The following is a 16,898-nucleotide window of genomic DNA, read 5'->3' as shown; positions in this document are numbered from 1 at the left end:
GCGGGGAGCCAGGATGGCAGTTGCCCGATGATCAGGCGATGGTTGCGCGTCGAGCGCGCGAGCGGGGGAACGCGGGTGGGGGTGTCGGGGGCGTTGGGCATGGGCGGGTGTCCGATTCGTGGTTCGAATCGGACACACTAGGTGCGGCCCGGCGTGCGGATGCGGTAGGTATCTATGCGGCCGTGCAGGCGCTGCACAACTGGCGGAAGGCTTGCAGGTCGTCGGTCACCGCCTGCGCTTCGTACAGCGCGTCGCACAGGTTCGGCAGGTCCTGTGCGTCGCAGGCGTGCAGCAGCGAGCGCAGTGCCCTGGCCTGTTCGAAGCGGAGCAGGGCTGGCGCCGTAACATCATCTTTATCCGCGCTGGCAAAGTACTCTTCGTCCAGTTCCTGCGCCCTGCGGTCCAGCATCGCGCGCTCCTGCGGCGTGGCGCTGTAGCTGGCCGCCAGCAGGCGTTGCAGCGTGGCCTCGCCGAGCAGGTCGGCGACCCGGGCCTGGTGGCAGGCCCATTGCGCAATCGCGCAGGCGACCGGTTTTCTGCGGCTGGCCGGCAGGCTTTCGGCCCAGTCGACCAGGTCGGCTGCCACCGTGGTGAGTCGAGTGTTCATGTTCATACCTTTTTCAGTGGCGTCGCGGGGACGGCGTGGGCCTGTTCGATCAAGTGGGCGCAGGGGGCGCAGATGGGCCTGCCCGCGCCAATCACGGCGACCGTATGGCGGTTCTGGGCCGCCCATTCGAGAATGTCGGCTTCGGCGTGCAGATTGCCACGGATGAAGCGTTCCTGGGCTTTCACCTCGACCCCCCTGGGCAGGTAGCCGCGTGGGTTGCTGGAGGCGATGACGGCAATCTGCCGGCCTTCGGGGTCGTTCAACAGCGCCACGGCCATGGTGGTCTTGTCTCGGGTGTAGGAGGGCAGTTGCGCTTGCAGTTCGATGGCGCGGTGGGCCACGTGCTGCCTGGCCTGGGCCAGCGGCAGCGGCGCCGACGGGGTGGGTCTGGCGCGCTTGGCGGGCGGCTCACCGGCCGGCGTGAGCGAGGGCCCGCGGGAGGGGCCGGCGAGCTGTTGGCGGTTGGCCGCGTTGATCTTGAATTCACCGATGTCGGTCAGCCTGCCGGTGGCGTAGCTGAATTGCTTGAAGGTCTTCAGGTCGATGCGCCGGTCCAGGGCGAACCGGTGCCAGGGTGTCGCCTTGCGCTCGGCCCGGGACAGGTCTCTCCATTCGGTCAGCTCCTGGGCGGTGATCTCGTGGAACACCACGCCGTCGGCCTTCTCGACCCGAAACTGGCCCAGCGGCTTGAGTTCGCCGCTTGCCTGCGCTTCATCGGCGAAGACCCTGGGGTTGAGCCCGCGACTCAGGGCGAATGTCTTGCGGTCGGTCAGCCCGCGTGCCGGCTCGGGCATATCCCGCCAGTCGATCAGGTCGCGGGCGGTGAGGGCCTGGAAGGTTTCATCGCCATCCCTGATCCTGACCTCACCCGCCACCGTCAGTTCGCCGTTGGCCTTCGCATGGAGCTGGAAGTTGGGCAGGTCGATCTTGCGGTCCAGGGCGAACTGGTCCCGGGAGGTCTTTTCGCGCTCGGCCTTGGGCAGATCGCGCCACTCGATGATCTCCTGCACGGTCGACTCGTGGTACTGGACGCCCGCGGCCAGGTTGACCCTGTATGCTCCGAGTGGCTTGAGCGTGCCTTCGGTGGTGATGTACCTGCCGAAGAGGTTCGGGTTGAGGTTGCGTCCCGTGGCGAATCGCTCGCGGCTGGTCTGCTGGCGCTCGGATGCCGGCATGTCCCGCCAGGCCTCGATATCCTGGACGGTGATCTCGCGCAGGGTGTGCCCCTGCTTCTGCTTGAGCGCATGCTCGCCCACGGCACTCAGCGCGCCACCCGGCCTGCCGCCGCGGTTGACCAGGCGGGAGAAGGTCTTCGGGTTGAGACCGCGTTCGCGGGCGAAGCGGTACCAGGGCTGGGAGTGGCCGGGCGCCAGGTTTCGCCATGCCGTCAGGTCTTCCTGGGTGTGCGCGCGGAATGTGCGGCCTTCCGCCAGGTCGACGGCATATTGCCCTTCCCAGGTCAGTTCACCGTTTTTCCTGGCGTTGCGAATCAGGGTGCGCAGCTGGATACCGCGGTCCATCGCGAACTGGAACTGCGAGGTCTTGCCGCGAGCGGCCGGCGGCATGTCCCGCCACTCCTTCAGTTGCGCCACGGTGGGTGGGGTGAAGGTCCGGCCTTCGAATTCGGCCTGCAGGAACTTGCCCTCGTCGGCCAGTTCGCCGGTGGTGGACACGTATTCCCAGAGGCTTCTTGCCTTGAGCCCCTGGGACCTGGCGAACTCGGCCTGAAACTTCAGCGTGGCCTTGCTGCTATCGGCCTTCACGATGGCCTGCCAGCGCCTGATGATTTCGAAGGTGATCTTGCGTCCATTGCTGCCCCCGCCCCTGGGGCTGACGCGCCACCATACCCCGGCGCGGTTTTCCGCGGTCATCACGTTCCTGCCGCTGGCGGGGTCGATGATCTCCACGTAGTTGTTCTTGAGGTTGAAGTTGCCCTTGATCTCGTAGACTTTTTCGATGCGGGTGTCATCGGTGTAGTGGATCAGCCAGCGCTCGGTGTCCTGGCCCTGCCTGAGGTGGTAGATCGTCAGGTGGTCGTTGAAGAGATGGCGCCTGGCCTGGCTGATGAGCGCCTCGCCATCGTGGATGGCGTATTCACTGATATTGCCTTGCTGTGGCGGCCGGATACGGTTGGCGATGATGTCCCTGGCCGCCGCCAGGGTGTTGCTGGCCTTCGCCACCTTTTCGGCCGCCTCCAGGCCGGGCAGCGATTGCCAGAGTTCGTGGGCGCGCTTGCCGAACCAGTGCGTGCCGGGCAGGGGCACCGGCGACAGGTTCAGCAGGGTTTCGCCGGCCGCCTGGCTCAACTGCAAGCCACCGGCCCTCAGGCCCTGGCGAAACAGCGGGGACGCGGTGGCGCAAATCACCCCTTGCAGCCCACCGATCACGCTCTTGAGCGTGAGCCCTTGGCCGAGGGTTCTCAGGACCCCGGCCCGGGCCGCGCTCAAGGCCGTGGTGGCGAGCAGCGACACCGCCTTGCTGGCGTGGCCGGTGCCGGGCGCGAACAGCGTGCCCACGTCGAACAGTGCCGAGCGGTGGTCCTCCTCGCCGCGCTCGGCCACCGGCTTGTTGAAGTAGTCGTAGAGGGGGATCAGCGACCACAGGCTGAAGGTGGTGCCGCTCTGCCAGGGCGCGCGGCCTTTTTTCTCGACCTCGTGCGCGGCTTCCCAGTCCATGGGGTCGAGCCACAGGGGCCTGGCCAGCTGGCGGGCCAGTTTCCAGCCGGAACTGCCCGGGTCGAGCGGGTGGATGCTGGTGCGGCTGGCCTCGGGGCTGCCGTCCTGCCAGGCGCCCGGCACCAGCCCGATGCCCTCGACGGGCACTTCCTGGGCCGCCTGGCTGATCGCCTTGATGATCTTGCCGCCCACCTGCACGACGAGGTTGTATTTGAGTGCGGTGTCGAGCGGGCCACCTTCTTCGCTCTTTTCAAGCGCCTCGACGTTCTCCGGCTGTAAAAGGAAGGCGCCGGAGGCGGTTTTGCGGGCCGCCAGATAGAGCCGTGGCCGGTCTCCACCGGGCGCGATCTCCACCACCGCCAGCACGCCTTCGCGATACAGTTGCGCATTGCGCGACGACAACTGGTGCACCCGCCAGCGGTCGCTGTCGAGCCGCTTCAGCGTTTGTGCCGGCAACTGCCGCAGGGTCTGGGTGATCTGCATCTCGACCAGGAACAGGCGCTCGTCGGCGTAGCGGGTGACCTGCTGCCGGTAGCGGCTGACCACGGTCGCACGGCTCTGCGGGAAAACCCCCGCATCCTTGATCAGCAATCGCTGCGCGGCGGAGACGGTCCAGACCGGGTTGTTTCTTCTCACCACGTGGTTGGGCGAGAGGGCGAAGTTGAAATGGGTGTCCGCCTGTTCGGTGATCTGCACCCGCTCGTCCGGGTCGGCCTCCAGGTCACGCAGTGCCTGCCGGGCCATGGCCATCAGGTCCGGTGGCGTCCCGGCACCGAGGTGGTTGAGCAGGGACTGGTAGGTCTGCTCGGCCCCGTTCAAGGTGCCGAGCAGTTGCACGGCGTCCCTGGCTTCCCAGCTTTTCCCCCAGGCCTGGGTGGACTGCGCCATCAGCAGCCCGCTGAGGACACTGAGTTCATGTTCGTCGGTGGCCTGGGGCTTGGCGGTGTCCGGCAACAGGGCGCGGACCCCGCCGAGTCGTTCCAGTGCCCCGGCCAGGCCGACGACTTCGTCCAGGCTCCGGCCGAGGGTGGAGCGCGGCGCCAGCGCCTCGCACAGGCGCGTGGCATAGCGCCAGGTGATGGAGGCGGCGTCTCGGGCGTAGTCGTTGCGGATGCTCTCGACGTCCTTGAGAAACCACTCGGGGCGTTCGCGCTGCAGCAGCAGGCGGGCCAGGAACATCGCCTGCCGCGAGTCGTCGACGCTGCGTTGATCCAGCAACTGCCGGCTGATGTCGTCGAGGGCGTTGTCGCGCAGTTGCTGCCAGCCCTGGCCAGCCGCGACCGTCGGTGGGGCCAGCTCCCCAGCGGGTTGCCATGGGCCCGTGACGTCGGGCTCCAGCACGGACAGCAGTGCCTGTATCAGCAGGTGGGCCTGTTGCCCCGGCGAAACCGCGGTGTCGGGGTTGCCGGTGGCGATCTTCGCGGCCAGGGTCGAGAAGTGCGGCAAGGCACGCAGGAATTGATAGTCGTCGACGGCATTCCAGTGCGCCGGCAGGTGCGTCGAGCGCTCGGGGACGCCAAGGGCCGCCAGCAGCGACGAGGCCGTCGGGCGCCTGGACGCGGTGCTCTTCAGGGTGCCGGTGAGCATCGCCAGGTTGGTTGCCTGCCGGCCGTTGTCCGCCGGCAGCGCGGGGCTTTCCAGCACCGGCAGCCCGTCGCGCGGGAGCCGGCCGGGGCGCCAGTCCCGCGGGTTGTCGTAGGCCTGGGTCAGCAGCACCCGGGTAAACACGCCCGGCAGGAAGTCCATCCGCTGTTCGGTCATGCCCGGCGCGAGGAAGGCGGCGAGGGACGCCTGCCCGTTGTCGCTCGCCCAATCGGCGGCGAGCCCGGTGGCGAGCACCAGCCTGGAGAGGATCGTCCAGGCGGCCTCGGCCGACTGAACGGGGGTGCCCGCGATATCCGTCAGCTCCTGCTGGAAGGCCGGCCGGCGGCAGAGCATGGACAGCGTGGCGCGGGCCTCGTCGACCGTTCGTGTGCCGTCCAGGGCTGCGCGGATATCCGCGGGGATCATCAGGTTCAGCAGGTGGCCGGCATTGCTGATGGAGTAGTCGTATTGCCGGCTGGCTGCGGCCAACAGGGCGTCATTGGACAGCCCGCCGGCGAGTGCGCTGGCCTTGGCGCGGTGATCGTCCGATGGCGGGGGCGCCTGCAGGCTGTCGAGGTTCGGCAGCGAGAGGCCTGGCAGGTGCTGCAGCAGGGCGTGAGCCTGCCGGCAACGGCTGAGCGCAGGGGCGCTGATCCGCTGCCAGTAGGCACTGGGCCCGGCGTGTCTCTCGTCCTGCAGAAAGCCTTCCGGTAGCCGGTTTTCCTCGCGGAACGCGTTGCAGGCATCCTGCAGGTGGATCGCCGCATCGCGATAGATGACCAGGGCGGTACCGGCCTTGCCGTCCCGGGCGGTCTGCGCGAGCGGCTCGTGCGGCGGCGCCAGCCCGAGGGTCTGGGCCAGTGTGGGGGGATCGCTGAAGGGCGCGTGGCCGCTTTGCGCGAAGCGCTGGAAACGCCGCTCGCAGGTGGCCAGGATGGCTTGCGAGGTCTTCGGGCGAGCGCCGGCAAAGGTTCTTTGTCGCGCCAGCTTGCCCATCATGCCGTGGATATCGCTGTCGCTGCTGGCATTGACCCGGGCCAGGTCATGGCCGCTGGCGGGCAGTCTGCGCCAGTGCGCACGAAACAGCGGGTCGAGCAGCACGCGTTGCGCCAGGTCGGTGTAGGGGTATTCCCAGCGGCTGATGGCGTAGCGGTTCGTGGTATCGCTCAGGAACAGCGCCAGCGGGATCAGCATCCTCACAGGGGTGTCTTCGGCGTCCTTGCCATCGACGGTGACATGAGCCCCTGGATGAATCATCTGGCGGTGAGACTTGGCGGGTTGGCACAGCTTCGCGACGCAAGCGATCGCTTCGCGCTGGTTGCCGGCGCTGCGCAGGCACTCGTTGACGACGATAGACGTGCGCACGTGCGGCTCCAGGGCGAGCGCCAGCGCATCGAGGCCGTCGGTGAGGAGGTTGAGGTTCGCTTCGTTGAACAGGGCGAGGATGTCCTCGGGGACCGGCCCGGAGCCGGCCAGGCGCCTGGCCAGGTTGCCCCGGATCCTGTCGACGAGTTCGCCGGGTGGCAGCGTGGTGGCGTTTTTTCCGGAGGCGTCCTCACGGGCGAACGTGTCCGCGTAGGCGGCGCCGAGGCGTCGATGTTCGGTCAGGGTGGGGGGCAAGGCCGGTTCAGTGGCTGGGGGCGATTGAGCGGGTAGGGACATGAGCGTGGCTCCGATGCGTGGTTCGAATCGGGCACGCTAGGGCGCGAGCAATCCCGGCAGGCGGTAGATAGGTAGGGGATGCTGGCCTGTGCCTGGACTGTGGCCTGTTCGCGGGCTTGTGGGCTCGCCGCACCGTCGCGAACAGGCCGGCAGCCGGAAGACTTCGGCGGCTTGAGCCTAGAGATGGCTGATCGCAAGATCGCTGATGATGCAGATCGAGCCATCCTCGGCCGGCGTCGCGTCGGTGAAGTCGATCTGGTTGTACACGCCACCGTGGAAGTCGAATAGCTGGGTGTTCCAGCTGGCATCCAGTTGGAGGTCGCCCGAGATGCCCGTGGCGCCATTGCTGTCGACGGTCACGCGTACCACGCCCCGCGACGTCACATGGATCCTGACCCTGAACTTCGCGCCCAGCGGCACGCCCTTGAGCACCGTGCTGTTCACCGGATCCGGCTGGTTGTAGCTCTGGCGAAAGCCCAGGGTGATGTTGCCCTTGTTCCAGAACACCTTCACCGCCGGGCTGTCATCGCCTTTCACGTGCATTTGTGAAATGACGACCTTCTGCGCGGAGTTGACCTTGGTCACCGTCATTTCCTGATCGTTGATGTGCTCTGCCGCGCTGGTCAGTGACCAGTAGATCGACTCCTTCCATTCGCAGCGGGTGCGGTGGGTGCTTTTGCTCGCCGCCCCCTTGGTGGGGGCGTTGAACTGCAGCGAGCCGTCCGGCAGCACCTGGATCACGCTGGGAAACTGCGCGAGGGCCTGCGCGCCATTGAGTTCGAGGGCCACGGGGTTGGTGGCGGAGGTGGCGACCGGGGTTGCGATCGTGAGATTGCTGATGTTTACGGTCATGGTTGAGCTCCTTGACGATAAGGATCATCGGCCTGGCCGGATGGCCTGGCGACCTTGGGGCATAGCCACATGCCGCTGCCGCTCTCGGCCGTGGCGATGCTCAGGTTGTGACTCGCCCGTTGGCCGTACGCTCGATCAAGGCGACGCATGGACGGCCGTTTGTCGCAGGCAGTGGACATGCTGGTGAGAGTGGGTGCCGGGCGCCGCTGAGTGGGCTGAATGGCCGCCTGTGGCGGATCGCCAGCAAGCGGAGCGCCGCCCGGCCGGCTCCCACAGAGATTGCGTCAGGCTCGTATCTTGTGGGAGCAGACTCACCGTAACCCCACAGAGATCGCGCCTGGCTCGTATCTGGTGGGCGCAGGACTCACCGTAACGTCGGACCGCCGCGAAGAGGCCCTCAAGTCTTGCGCAGAACCATGGAATCTCCCACAAGGGGGCCCAGGCAGGAGGGGGCTAGCCCAGGCGCATGGACAGTTCGACATCCTCGGCGAAGGGCACGGACAGATAGCCCGAGCCGTCACCGCGGACCCGCGCCAGGTACTCGGGGCTGTAGTCGGCGTTGTCGGCGATGATCAGCGCGCCCGGCCTCAGGCGGCTTTCCAGCAAGGCCAGGATCTGCGGGTACAGTGCCTTGGCACCGTCGAGCAGGACCAGGTCGATCCGCTCCGGCAGGTCCGTCGCCAGGGTCTGCAAGGCGTCGCCCACGCGAATCTCCACCAGGTCGCCCAATTCACCGGCGGCGAGATTCTTCTTCGCCTGTTCCACCTTGGACGGCTCGAATTCGCTGCTGATCAGGCGTCCGCCGCCGTTATCGCGCAGGGCGGCGGCCAGGTGCAGGGTGGAAATGCCGAACGAGGTGCCGAATTCGACGATGTTCCGGGCGTTGCCGCTGCGGGCCAGCAGGTAGAGCAGGGCGCCGGTTTCCCGGGAGACGGCCAGCGGGAAGTCTTTCAACTGCGTGTAGAGCTCCAGGTAGTCGGTCTTGCTGCGCATCAGTCGGTCGCGCTCTTCGCCCGAGACACTGGCGAAGGCCGAACTGTTCATGGGCGAGCTCGCTTCAGCCTCGGTGAACAGGCGCTCCAGCAGGGCGGCGAGGGGGGCTTGGGTCAGGGTGCTCATGGGGTTTTCCTGGCGTGTTGGGTGAGTGGTTATAATGCGAATGAACCTTCGCATTTTCTATTCGCATTGCGAGCCATTCCCATGAGCGAACGCCAGAACCCGCGGATTACTTCACGCAAGGAGCCTCAACAGGCACGTTCCAATGATCTGGTGGCAGCCATTCTGCAGGCGGCTGTTCAGGTTTTGGCGCAGGAGGGCATGCATCGCTTCACCACGACCCGCGTGGCGGAACGGGCCGGTGTCAGTGTCGGTTCGGTGTATCAGTACTTTCCGAACAAGGCGGCGATTCTGTTTCGCCTGCAGCGTGATGAGTGGCAACAGACCAGCGCGATGCTTTGCGGCATCCTCGAAGACCGCGGGCATCCGCCACTGACGCGCCTGCGCCGCCTGGTGCACGCGTTTGTCCGTTCCGAATGCGATGAGGCCGCGGTGCGCGTGGCGCTCAGTGACGCGGCACCGCTGTATCGCGATGCCCCGCAGGCCCGTGAGGTTCGGGCGGCGGGCCAGCGTATCTTCGAGTGGTTTTTGCAGGAGACCTTGCCCGAGGCCTCGGCGGTCACTCGGGCATTGGCCTGCGAGTTGATCGGCATGACCCTCGGTTCCGTGGGCAAGACCTATTCGGAAAGCCCACGGACCGAGACTGAGATCGAGGTTTACGCCGAGGCCATGGCGGACATGTTCTGCGCCTACCTGAAAGGCCTCGGAGCGGTCGAGGACGCCTGAGCGTCAGGCTGCGTGGTCCAGTGTCGCGTCGTCGGCCGTTGTGTCCTCGGCGGCTCCCCGGTCCAGGAACAGGAACACCACCGCTGCCGTCAGCACCGTGATGAGGGTCAGTACCCACAGCAGGCTGCTGAATGCGGCACTGTAGGCGGCGGCCAGGACTTCACGCCCGGCATCCGGCAGCAGTCGTTCGGCGCCGGCCAGGTTGCCGGTGGCCAGGTGTTGCGCGGCGCCGGCCACATTGGCCAGGTCGCCATCCGCCGCCCCGGCCAGGTTGCCGGCGGTGTAGGCCGACAGCAGCGCGGTGACCACGGCGATCGCCACGCCTTCGCCGGCCACCCGGGTGGTGCTGAAGATGCCGGTCGCCATGCCGGCGCGTTCCTTGGGTACCACGCTCACCGCCATGCCATCCATCAGTCCCCAGGGCAGGCTGATGCCGGTGCCGATCACCAGCATCGGCCAGGCCAGTTCAGTGGCGCCGCCGCCCACCGGTACCTGGCCGAGCCAGTACAGCCCGGCGGCGCAGACCAGCAGGCCGGTGCCGGACAAGGTCGACGGCGACAGCCAGCGGCTCAGATGGCCGGCAACGATCGGCAGCACCAGCAGCGGAGCCGACAGGGCGATCAGCAGCCAGCCGGCGGCGATCGCACTCATGCCTTCGATACCGACGAAACGGATCGGCAGCAGAATCAGCAGCACCACGAACGAATAGGCCGGGGCGGCCGCGAGCAACTGCACGCCGACGAAACGCGGGTAACGAAACAGGCTCAGGTCGAGCATGGGTTGGGCCACGCGCTTTTCGATCGCGACGAAAGCGACGAAGGACAGCAGCGCCACGGCGAACAGTCCGAGCACCAACGGGTTGGTCCAACTGCTCTCCGGTACTTCGAGAATGGCGAAGGTGAAGATTCCCAGTGCCCAGGTGAAGGTCAGGGCGCCGGGCCAGTCGATACCGGCCGCGTCGGGATTGCGCGACTCGGGCATGTAGCGGCCGGCCAGCACCAGGGATATCACGGCCAGCGCGGTGATCAGCAGGAACATCAGTTGCCAGTTGAACGCCTCGATAATGGCGCCGGCCACCACCGGACCAACGGCCAGGCCGATGCCGAAGCTGGTACCGACGAAACTGAATGCGCGCAGACGGCCCGGGCCGTCGAACACCTGGGCCAGCGCCGACATGCCGCCGGAGAAGGCCAGCGCGGCGGCCAGGCCCTGGGCGCCGCGCAGCACGTCGAACAGCACCAGGCTGGGTGCGAAAGGCAGGATCGCGGCGAGGAGGGCGAAGGCACTGACACCGCCGATGAAGATCTTTTTACGACCATAGCTGTCAGCCAATGTACCGGCGAGCATCAGGCAACTGCCGAAGGTCAGCATGAAGGCATTGGTCACCCAGCTCAGTTCCATGGGCGAGCCGCCGAAGGATTGGCCGATGGCCGGCAGGGCGACGGCGGGGGCGGTGAAGTTGAAGGGCATGGTGATGGCGGTGATGCACACCGCCAGCAGGATCAGCCGTTGCTGCAGCAGTAGGGTGGACATGAAGTTGCATCCTTGTGTCGGGCCGATGGCGCACCCGGAGTTGAAGGTAACCACGTCGACTCTCCGGTGGTTTACCGTGGTCGACAGAACGTGCAAGGATGATAAGGAACGGGTAATCGAGTTAAAAACGGTAAGAATTCCGCCTATAACGGAATAAAACGATCGAATGGGAGGGCTGGTGGACCGACTCAGTGGCTTGATGTCTTTCATCCGCACAGCGGAACTGGGCAGTTTCGTCGCGGCCGGCCGAGCGCTGGGGTTGTCGGCGTCGGCCGTGGGCAAGGGCGTGACCCGGCTCGAGCAGCAGTTGGGCGTCCGGCTGTTCCAGCGTTCGACCCGCAGCCTCAGCCTGACCGACGAGGGCCGGGTGTTCCAGGAGCGCTGCCGACGTATCCTCGATGAGCTGGACGATGCCCAGGCGACCTTGTCGCAGTCCACCGAAATCCCGCGCGGGCGCCTGCGCGTGAGCATGCCGGCGGCCAGTTACCACCTGTTCCAGACGGTGTTGATCGCGTTCATGGAGGCCTATCCCGAGATCGAACTGGACCTGGATTTCAGCGACAAGCTGGTGGATGTGATCGAGGAGGGGGTGGACGTGGTCATCCGCAGTGGCGAGCTGCCGGACTCGCGCCTGATGCACCGCCCGTTGCCCGGCGTGCAGCCGGTGCTGTGCGCGGCTTCGTCCTATCTGGACCGGCATGGCGTGCCACAGACCCCGGCCGAGCTGGACGGCCACCTGGCGGTTCGCTTTCGCTACTTCAAGAACGGCAAGTTGCTGGACTTCCCGCTGCTGCGCGAGGAGGGTGCACGCGAGCCGCGGACCCGCACGGTGATGGTCAGCAACAACATGGAAATGGTCCGGGCGGCGTTGCTCAAGGGCTTCGGCCTGGGCACCCTCCCCGATTTCCTGGCCCGCGAGGCCCTGGCCGACGGCTCGCTGCACTGCCTGCTGCATGGCTACCTGATTCCCCCGGACACGCTGAGCATCGTCTGGCCGTCGAGCCGGCAACTGTCGCGCAAGATCCGCGTGTTCGTCGACTTCATGTGCGAGCGGCTGGAGCAGGAAGCCACGCTGATGCGGGCGACCCTGGCACAGGACTGTCTGTACTCACGCAGAAATGACAATTCAACGGTGCGCTAGGGGTTCGTACCCTGGCACGCCAACGCTTTACCCATTGGAAACCAAGGAGTACCGAACATGAGTGATTCATCGGATTACCAGCCGCCCAAGGTCTGGACCTGGGATACCGAGAATGGCGGCAAGTTCGCCAACATCAACCGGCCCATCGCCGGCGCGACCCATGACAAGGAGCTGCCGGTCGGTCGTCACCCGTTGCAGTTGTACTCCCTGGCCACCCCCAACGGGCAGAAGGTCACCATCCTGCTGGAGGAATTGCTGGCGCTCGGGCACGAGGGGGCCGAATACGATGCCTGGCTGATCCGCATCGGTGAAGGCGAGCAGTTCGGCAGCGGTTTCGTCGCGGTGAACCCGAACTCCAAGATCCCGGCGCTGCTCGACCGCAGCGGGGCCAAGCCCATCCGGGTGTTCGAGTCCGGGGCGATCCTGCAATACCTGGCGGAGAAATTCGGCGCGTTCCTGCCGAGCGAGCCGTCGGCGCGTGCCGAGTGCCTGTCCTGGCTGTTCTGGCAGATGGGCAGCGCGCCCTACCTGGGCGGTGGCTTCGGGCACTTCTACGCCTATGCACCGATGAAGATCGAATACGCGATCAACCGCTTCGCCATGGAAACCAAGCGCCAGCTCGACGTGCTGGAACGGCAGTTGGCGGTCACCGAGTACATCGCCGGCAATGAATACACCATCGCCGATATCGCCATCTGGCCCTGGTACGGTGGCCTGGTGAAGGGGCGGCTCTACGAGGCGGCAGAGTTCCTGTCGGTACACGAGTATCCGAACGTGCAGCGTTGGGCCGAGGCCATCGATGCTCGTCCCGCGGTACAGCGGGGGCGGATGGTCAACCGTGTGTCCGGGGAGCTGTCCAGCCAACTGCGCGAGCGGCATGACGCTACGGACTTCGATACCCGTACCGAAGACAAGCTGGCTGCCGCTCGGGCTTGACGGCATGCCCTTCGGGGAAAACCTTTGCTCGCCCGGGTGGGCGAGCAAAGGGTCAAGCGACCTCGGTCAGCCCGAGGTACAGCGGTGGGTCAAAGCTGGCATAGCGCCAGGAACCGTTCGAAAGCGAGGTGCACGTAGGGCAATGCCACGCTGAAGGCCACGATCCCCAATTGCCATTGGATGAGTCGGTTTTTCGAATTGAGACCCCGGATGGCGGCCTCCAGACGAACACTTCTCTCGTCGATGATCTCCTCCAACTGATCGACCGGCCCAACGTCGGGAAGGTCAGGGACTTTCCTTTCGGTTGCACCGCAAGGATCGCCGGCCGCTGTCTCCCTCGACCAGCGGAGTTCGTTGAACTGCTCGCCGATGAAGGTGTGGATAGCGGCGATCTGCTCGCCTTGCCGTTCAAGCCGGCTCTGCACTTCCTTACCCTGTTCCTTGAGTGCTTTATGGATATTGTTAAGGGAGCCACGAAACTCGCTTCCTACATCCGTAATCGACTGTTTCAGGTGTTTTTCAGTGTTTTTCAGGTCTGATGTGAACGCTGCCAGCAGTTCGTGCAGCGAGGCTTTTGCATCCATGGTGTCTCCTTTTCATTCGCGAACGACGCAGACACCGCCTGACGGCAGGGGTCTCCGTCAGGGGGGATGTGGTGTATTCGGTCGGCGAGGGTATCGACGACCGTTCGCGCTTCCGAATACTGAGCGAACTTCAGGCGATCAATACGCGTAGGCGTACCGTGGCCTCAAGGATCGCGACCACGTGGGCAGGTGCTGTCGACGACAGCGAACCAGAGCAGATGATTGCTCCGCTGTGGCGGGGTGGGCTAGTCGGTGATTTCCTCGCCTCGGCTGGGAAAGGGCCACCCGGTTTGTCCGTAACCGTTGGCTTGCGCAGGGCTGCGGGATATGTCCGTCAATGCCGTTCAGCCAGCCCCGACAAGCCCGGCGGCGGCGTCTTCATTGGCCGGGCCTGGCGCGCCCGAAAGGATTTTTTCCACGTACTGCGCCGGTGTACTGCCCAGCAGGCTGCGGAACATGTAGATGAAGGCGCTGGAGCTGCGATAGCCGAGGGCCTGGGCCACTTCGTTGATCGAAACGCCTTGTACCAGGCGGCAGATGGCTTCGTCGACCCGCACCTGCAGGCGCCAGTGGTGGAAGGTCACGCCGGTTTCTTCCTTCATCCGTCGGGCCAGGGTACGTGAACTGGCGCCGATGCGTTCACCCCATTGCTCGAGGGTGTCGTTGTTGTCCGGGCTTTGCAGGATGGCATCGCAGACCCGCCGCAGGCGCCGGTCGAGCGGCATGGGCAGGCTGTTGGTCTGGCGCGAGGCCTGGGCCAGCAGGTGCACCAGCAACCCCGAAGCCTGCTGGCGGGGTGTTTCGGCCAGGCTCGGGTTGTCGTTGAGCATCAGGATCAGCTCGCGCATCAGCGGCGTCACGGTCAGCACGCAGCATTCGTCCCAGCGCCAGGGCACCGCGTGCGGGTCGAGATAGACCGAACGCATGGAGATTTCCCCGACCATCTGCACTTCGTGAGTGACCCCGGCCGGTATCCACAGCGCACGCATCGGTGCGAGGGTCCAGGCACCGGTTTCGGTGCTGACGCGCATCAACCCCTTGGGCGAGTACATCAGTTGGATACGGGCGTGGGAATGGGGCTGCTGCCTGGCGCCGGACGCATAGTCGTAGGCCCGCACGACCAGCGCTGGAGCGTCCTCGGGAAACTCGCGGTGCTGGTTCATGGCCGCTTTTTGTGCGGATGGCCCATGAGCGGCAGAAATGCGCCAACTCTGTCCTTTCATCGATACAAGTTGTCCTGAAGCTCAGTAAACAGACTGGCAAAATTAATGCAAACCAATCGCATTTACAATAACTTGAGCCAACAACTTACATGAGCAGAAGTATGACTGAACGCTTTGCGCATCTTCCCCTGGCGACTGACCGGAACCACCGCCTGCCGGCGTTCAGGCCGCTTCTGCTGGCTCCGCTGGCCCTGGCCGTGGCGGTCGGGCAGGCCCAGGCTGCGCCCCAGACGGTATTGCCGCAGACCGAGGTGGTTGGTGACCAGCTTACACAGGAGGCTGCCACGACTGAAGGCTCGCAGAGCTACAAGCCGTCGCTGGTGACGGTTGGCAAGGTACCGGCGCAGCCCCGGGATGTGCCCGCCTCGGTGACGGTGATCAGCCGCCAGCGCATGGACGACCAGGCCATGACCACTGTCGACGAGGCCCTGCGCAATACCCCCGGGATCACGGCGGTGACCTACGGCGACGGCACCAGCTACTTCCAGTCCCGTGGTTATGCCGCCGAAGTGCAGTTCGACGGCCTGCCGGCGAACAACGGCCTGCAATACCTGCCGCAGTTCGACCTGGCGCTGTATGACCGGATCGAGGTGTTGCGTGGGCCGGCCGGGCTGCTGCAAGGCTTCGGCAACCCGGGTGGCACGGTCAACCTGGTGCGCAAGCGCCCGCAGGATGTTTTCAGCCTCACAGGTTCGGTTTCGGCAGGCTCCTGGGACAACTACCGCACCGCCTGGGATGTCACCGGGCCGCTGACCGACAGTGGCAACATCCGTGGCCGACTCGGCTTCAGCGGCCAGGACCAGCGTGGCTTCCAGGATGACGGCAAGACCGGGCAGGGCCTGATCTATGGCTCGCTGGCCTTCGACCTTGATCCGGATACCGAACTGACTGTCGGCATGGCCCAGCAGAAGATCAACCTCAATGGCCTGGACTATGGGCTGTCGACCTTCAGCAACGGCAGCTTCGTCGATGGCAAGCGCTCGGGCTTCTACGGCACCGACTGGAGTTATGCCGACACCGACATGACCGAGATCTATGCCGACCTGGTGCACCTGTTCGGCAACGGCTGGCAGAACCGTACGGCGGTCAACTACCGCACTTCGGAAATCACCTCCAAATATGGCTACATCAATGGCCAGGTCAACCTCGACCGTACCGCCAACTATTGGCTGCAACGCCAGCAGGACCGCTACCGCTGGGTGGGTGTGGATTCCTATGTCAATGGCCCGTTCGAACTGTTCGGCCGTACCCATGAACTGATGCTCGGGGTCAACTACGCCGAGAGCCACCAGCACAGCCTGTCGGGCGGGACCAGTGGCGGGGTGGTCGACATCGATAACATCGAGGTGACCAACCGCGATATTCCGTACCGTTCCGGTACCACTTCCGATACCAGCCAATATGGTGTCTACGGCCAGGTGACCTTCAAGCCGCTGGACGACCTGTCGCTGATTCTGGGCGGTCGCCAGAACCACTACGAAAGCTCTCGCCAGAGCCTGCTGCCGTCGAACGGGGCGACGGTCAACGACCCTGACCAGAACAAGTTCACCCCCTATGCCGGGGTGGTCTACAGCCTCAATTCCTGGTTGTCGGCCTACGGCAGCTACTCGGACATCTTCACCCCGTCGCAGGCGTTCCAGACCACGGCCAGCGGCTCGGTGCTCAAGCCGCGGACCGGGCACCAGGCTGAAGTCGGCCTGAAGGGCGAATTCCTCGACGGTCGATTGGGCGCAACGCTGGCGGTGTTCCAGATCGACGACCAGAACCGGCCGGTCGCCGACGACGCCAACCCCGGGCGCTGGCTGGCCCAGGGCAAGGCACGCAGCCGTGGCTTCGAGGCGGAAGTCACCGGCAAGGTACTGCCGAACTGGGACGTGCAGGCTGGCTACACCTACCTGCAGACCAACCTGCTGGGAACGGCGGCGGCCGGCTCCAATGGCATCCAGGACCCGGAAGAGCCCAAGCACCTGCTCAAGCTCTGGAACACCTACCACTTCGAGGACGGCCTGCTGAACAACTGGCGTGTCGGCGGGGGTATCCGCGCCCAGAGCAAGACCACGCGTAACGAGGTCAGCTACCAGGGCGGTTACGCAGTGCTCGATGGCCTGGTCGGCTACAAGGTCAACGACAACCTCGACCTGGCGCTGAACATGAACAACCTGCTCGACCGTACCTACTACGCCCGGGTACCGGCCAGCTATTACGGCCTGTACGGCGATCCACGCAACGCGACCCTGACCCTGCGAGTGAAATACTGAC

Annotated in this window: 11 protein-coding genes; 4 read left to right on the top strand and 7 right to left on the bottom strand. The window is 65.5% G+C overall.

The annotated features are described in order from the left end of the window. Positions 1–172 precede the first annotated feature (172 nt). The 4 genes from K675_RS31950 to K675_RS0129375 all read right to left on the bottom strand — a co-directional run bounded on the left by K675_RS31950 (position 173) and on the right by K675_RS0129375 (position 8,499). Positions 173–607, bottom strand: coding sequence for a hypothetical protein (locus K675_RS31950; RefSeq protein ID WP_157384017.1), 435 nt, complete (start codon positions 605–607; stop codon positions 173–175). 2 nt (positions 608–609) lie between these two features. After that, positions 610–6,528, bottom strand: coding sequence for a hypothetical protein (locus K675_RS0129390; RefSeq protein WP_157384016.1), 5,919 nt, complete (start codon positions 6,526–6,528; stop codon positions 610–612). A 177-nt stretch (positions 6,529–6,705) separates the two neighbouring features. Next, positions 6,706–7,380: a polysaccharide lyase family 7 protein gene (locus K675_RS0129380; protein ID WP_017907033.1), complete on the bottom strand. Its 675-nt coding sequence runs from the start codon at positions 7,378–7,380 to the stop codon at positions 6,706–6,708. Between the two features lie 453 nt (positions 7,381–7,833). Next, positions 7,834–8,499 carry an O-methyltransferase gene (locus K675_RS0129375; RefSeq protein ID WP_017907032.1) on the bottom strand — a complete coding sequence of 222 codons (666 nt, stop codon included), beginning with the start codon at positions 8,497–8,499 and terminating at the stop codon, positions 7,834–7,836. Between the two features lie 81 nt (positions 8,500–8,580). On the opposite strand from K675_RS0129375, the gene K675_RS0129370 reads away from it, so the two are divergent. Then, positions 8,581–9,222 carry a TetR family transcriptional regulator gene (locus K675_RS0129370; RefSeq protein WP_017907031.1) on the top strand — a complete coding sequence of 214 codons (642 nt, stop codon included), beginning with the start codon at positions 8,581–8,583 and terminating at the stop codon, positions 9,220–9,222. A gap of 3 nt (positions 9,223–9,225) precedes the next feature. Here K675_RS0129370 and K675_RS0129365 read toward each other — a convergent pair whose 3' ends face one another. Continuing rightward, the gene (locus tag K675_RS0129365; protein ID WP_017907030.1) at positions 9,226–10,755 is read right to left on the bottom strand and encodes an MFS transporter; all 1,530 of its coding nucleotides are present in this window, start codon (positions 10,753–10,755) and stop codon (positions 9,226–9,228) included. Between the two features lie 178 nt (positions 10,756–10,933). On the opposite strand from K675_RS0129365, the gene K675_RS0129355 reads away from it, so the two are divergent. Beyond that, positions 10,934–11,896 (top strand): LysR family transcriptional regulator, encoded by a 963-nt coding sequence (locus K675_RS0129355; RefSeq protein ID WP_037007381.1) that lies wholly within the window; start codon positions 10,934–10,936, stop codon positions 11,894–11,896. 57 nt (positions 11,897–11,953) lie between these two features. Then, positions 11,954–12,832 (top strand): glutathione-dependent disulfide-bond oxidoreductase, encoded by an 879-nt coding sequence (yghU, locus tag K675_RS0129350; RefSeq protein WP_017907028.1) that lies wholly within the window; start codon positions 11,954–11,956, stop codon positions 12,830–12,832. An 89-nt stretch (positions 12,833–12,921) separates the two neighbouring features. Here yghU and K675_RS0129345 read toward each other — a convergent pair whose 3' ends face one another. Together K675_RS0129345 and K675_RS0129340 are read right to left on the bottom strand one after the other, a co-directional pair. Continuing rightward, positions 12,922–13,416, bottom strand: coding sequence for a hypothetical protein (locus K675_RS0129345; protein WP_017907027.1), 495 nt, complete (start codon positions 13,414–13,416; stop codon positions 12,922–12,924). Positions 13,417–13,760: 344 nt separating this feature from the next. Then, the gene (locus tag K675_RS0129340; protein WP_017907026.1) at positions 13,761–14,579 is read right to left on the bottom strand and encodes an AraC family transcriptional regulator; all 819 of its coding nucleotides are present in this window, start codon (positions 14,577–14,579) and stop codon (positions 13,761–13,763) included. 161 nt (positions 14,580–14,740) lie between these two features. Between K675_RS0129340 and K675_RS0129335 the strand changes: the two genes are divergently transcribed. Next, positions 14,741–16,897, top strand: a complete 2,157-nt coding sequence (locus tag K675_RS0129335) for a TonB-dependent siderophore receptor (RefSeq protein WP_017907025.1) — start codon at positions 14,741–14,743, stop codon at positions 16,895–16,897. Position 16,898: the final 1 nt, after the last annotated feature.

This window comes from Pseudomonas fuscovaginae SE-1, from assembly GCF_000364705.1.
Lineage (GTDB): Bacteria > Pseudomonadota > Gammaproteobacteria > Pseudomonadales > Pseudomonadaceae > Aquipseudomonas > Aquipseudomonas fuscovaginae_A.
Note: the sequence above shows the minus strand (reverse complement) of the source record. Positions and strands in the feature narration are given on the sequence as shown.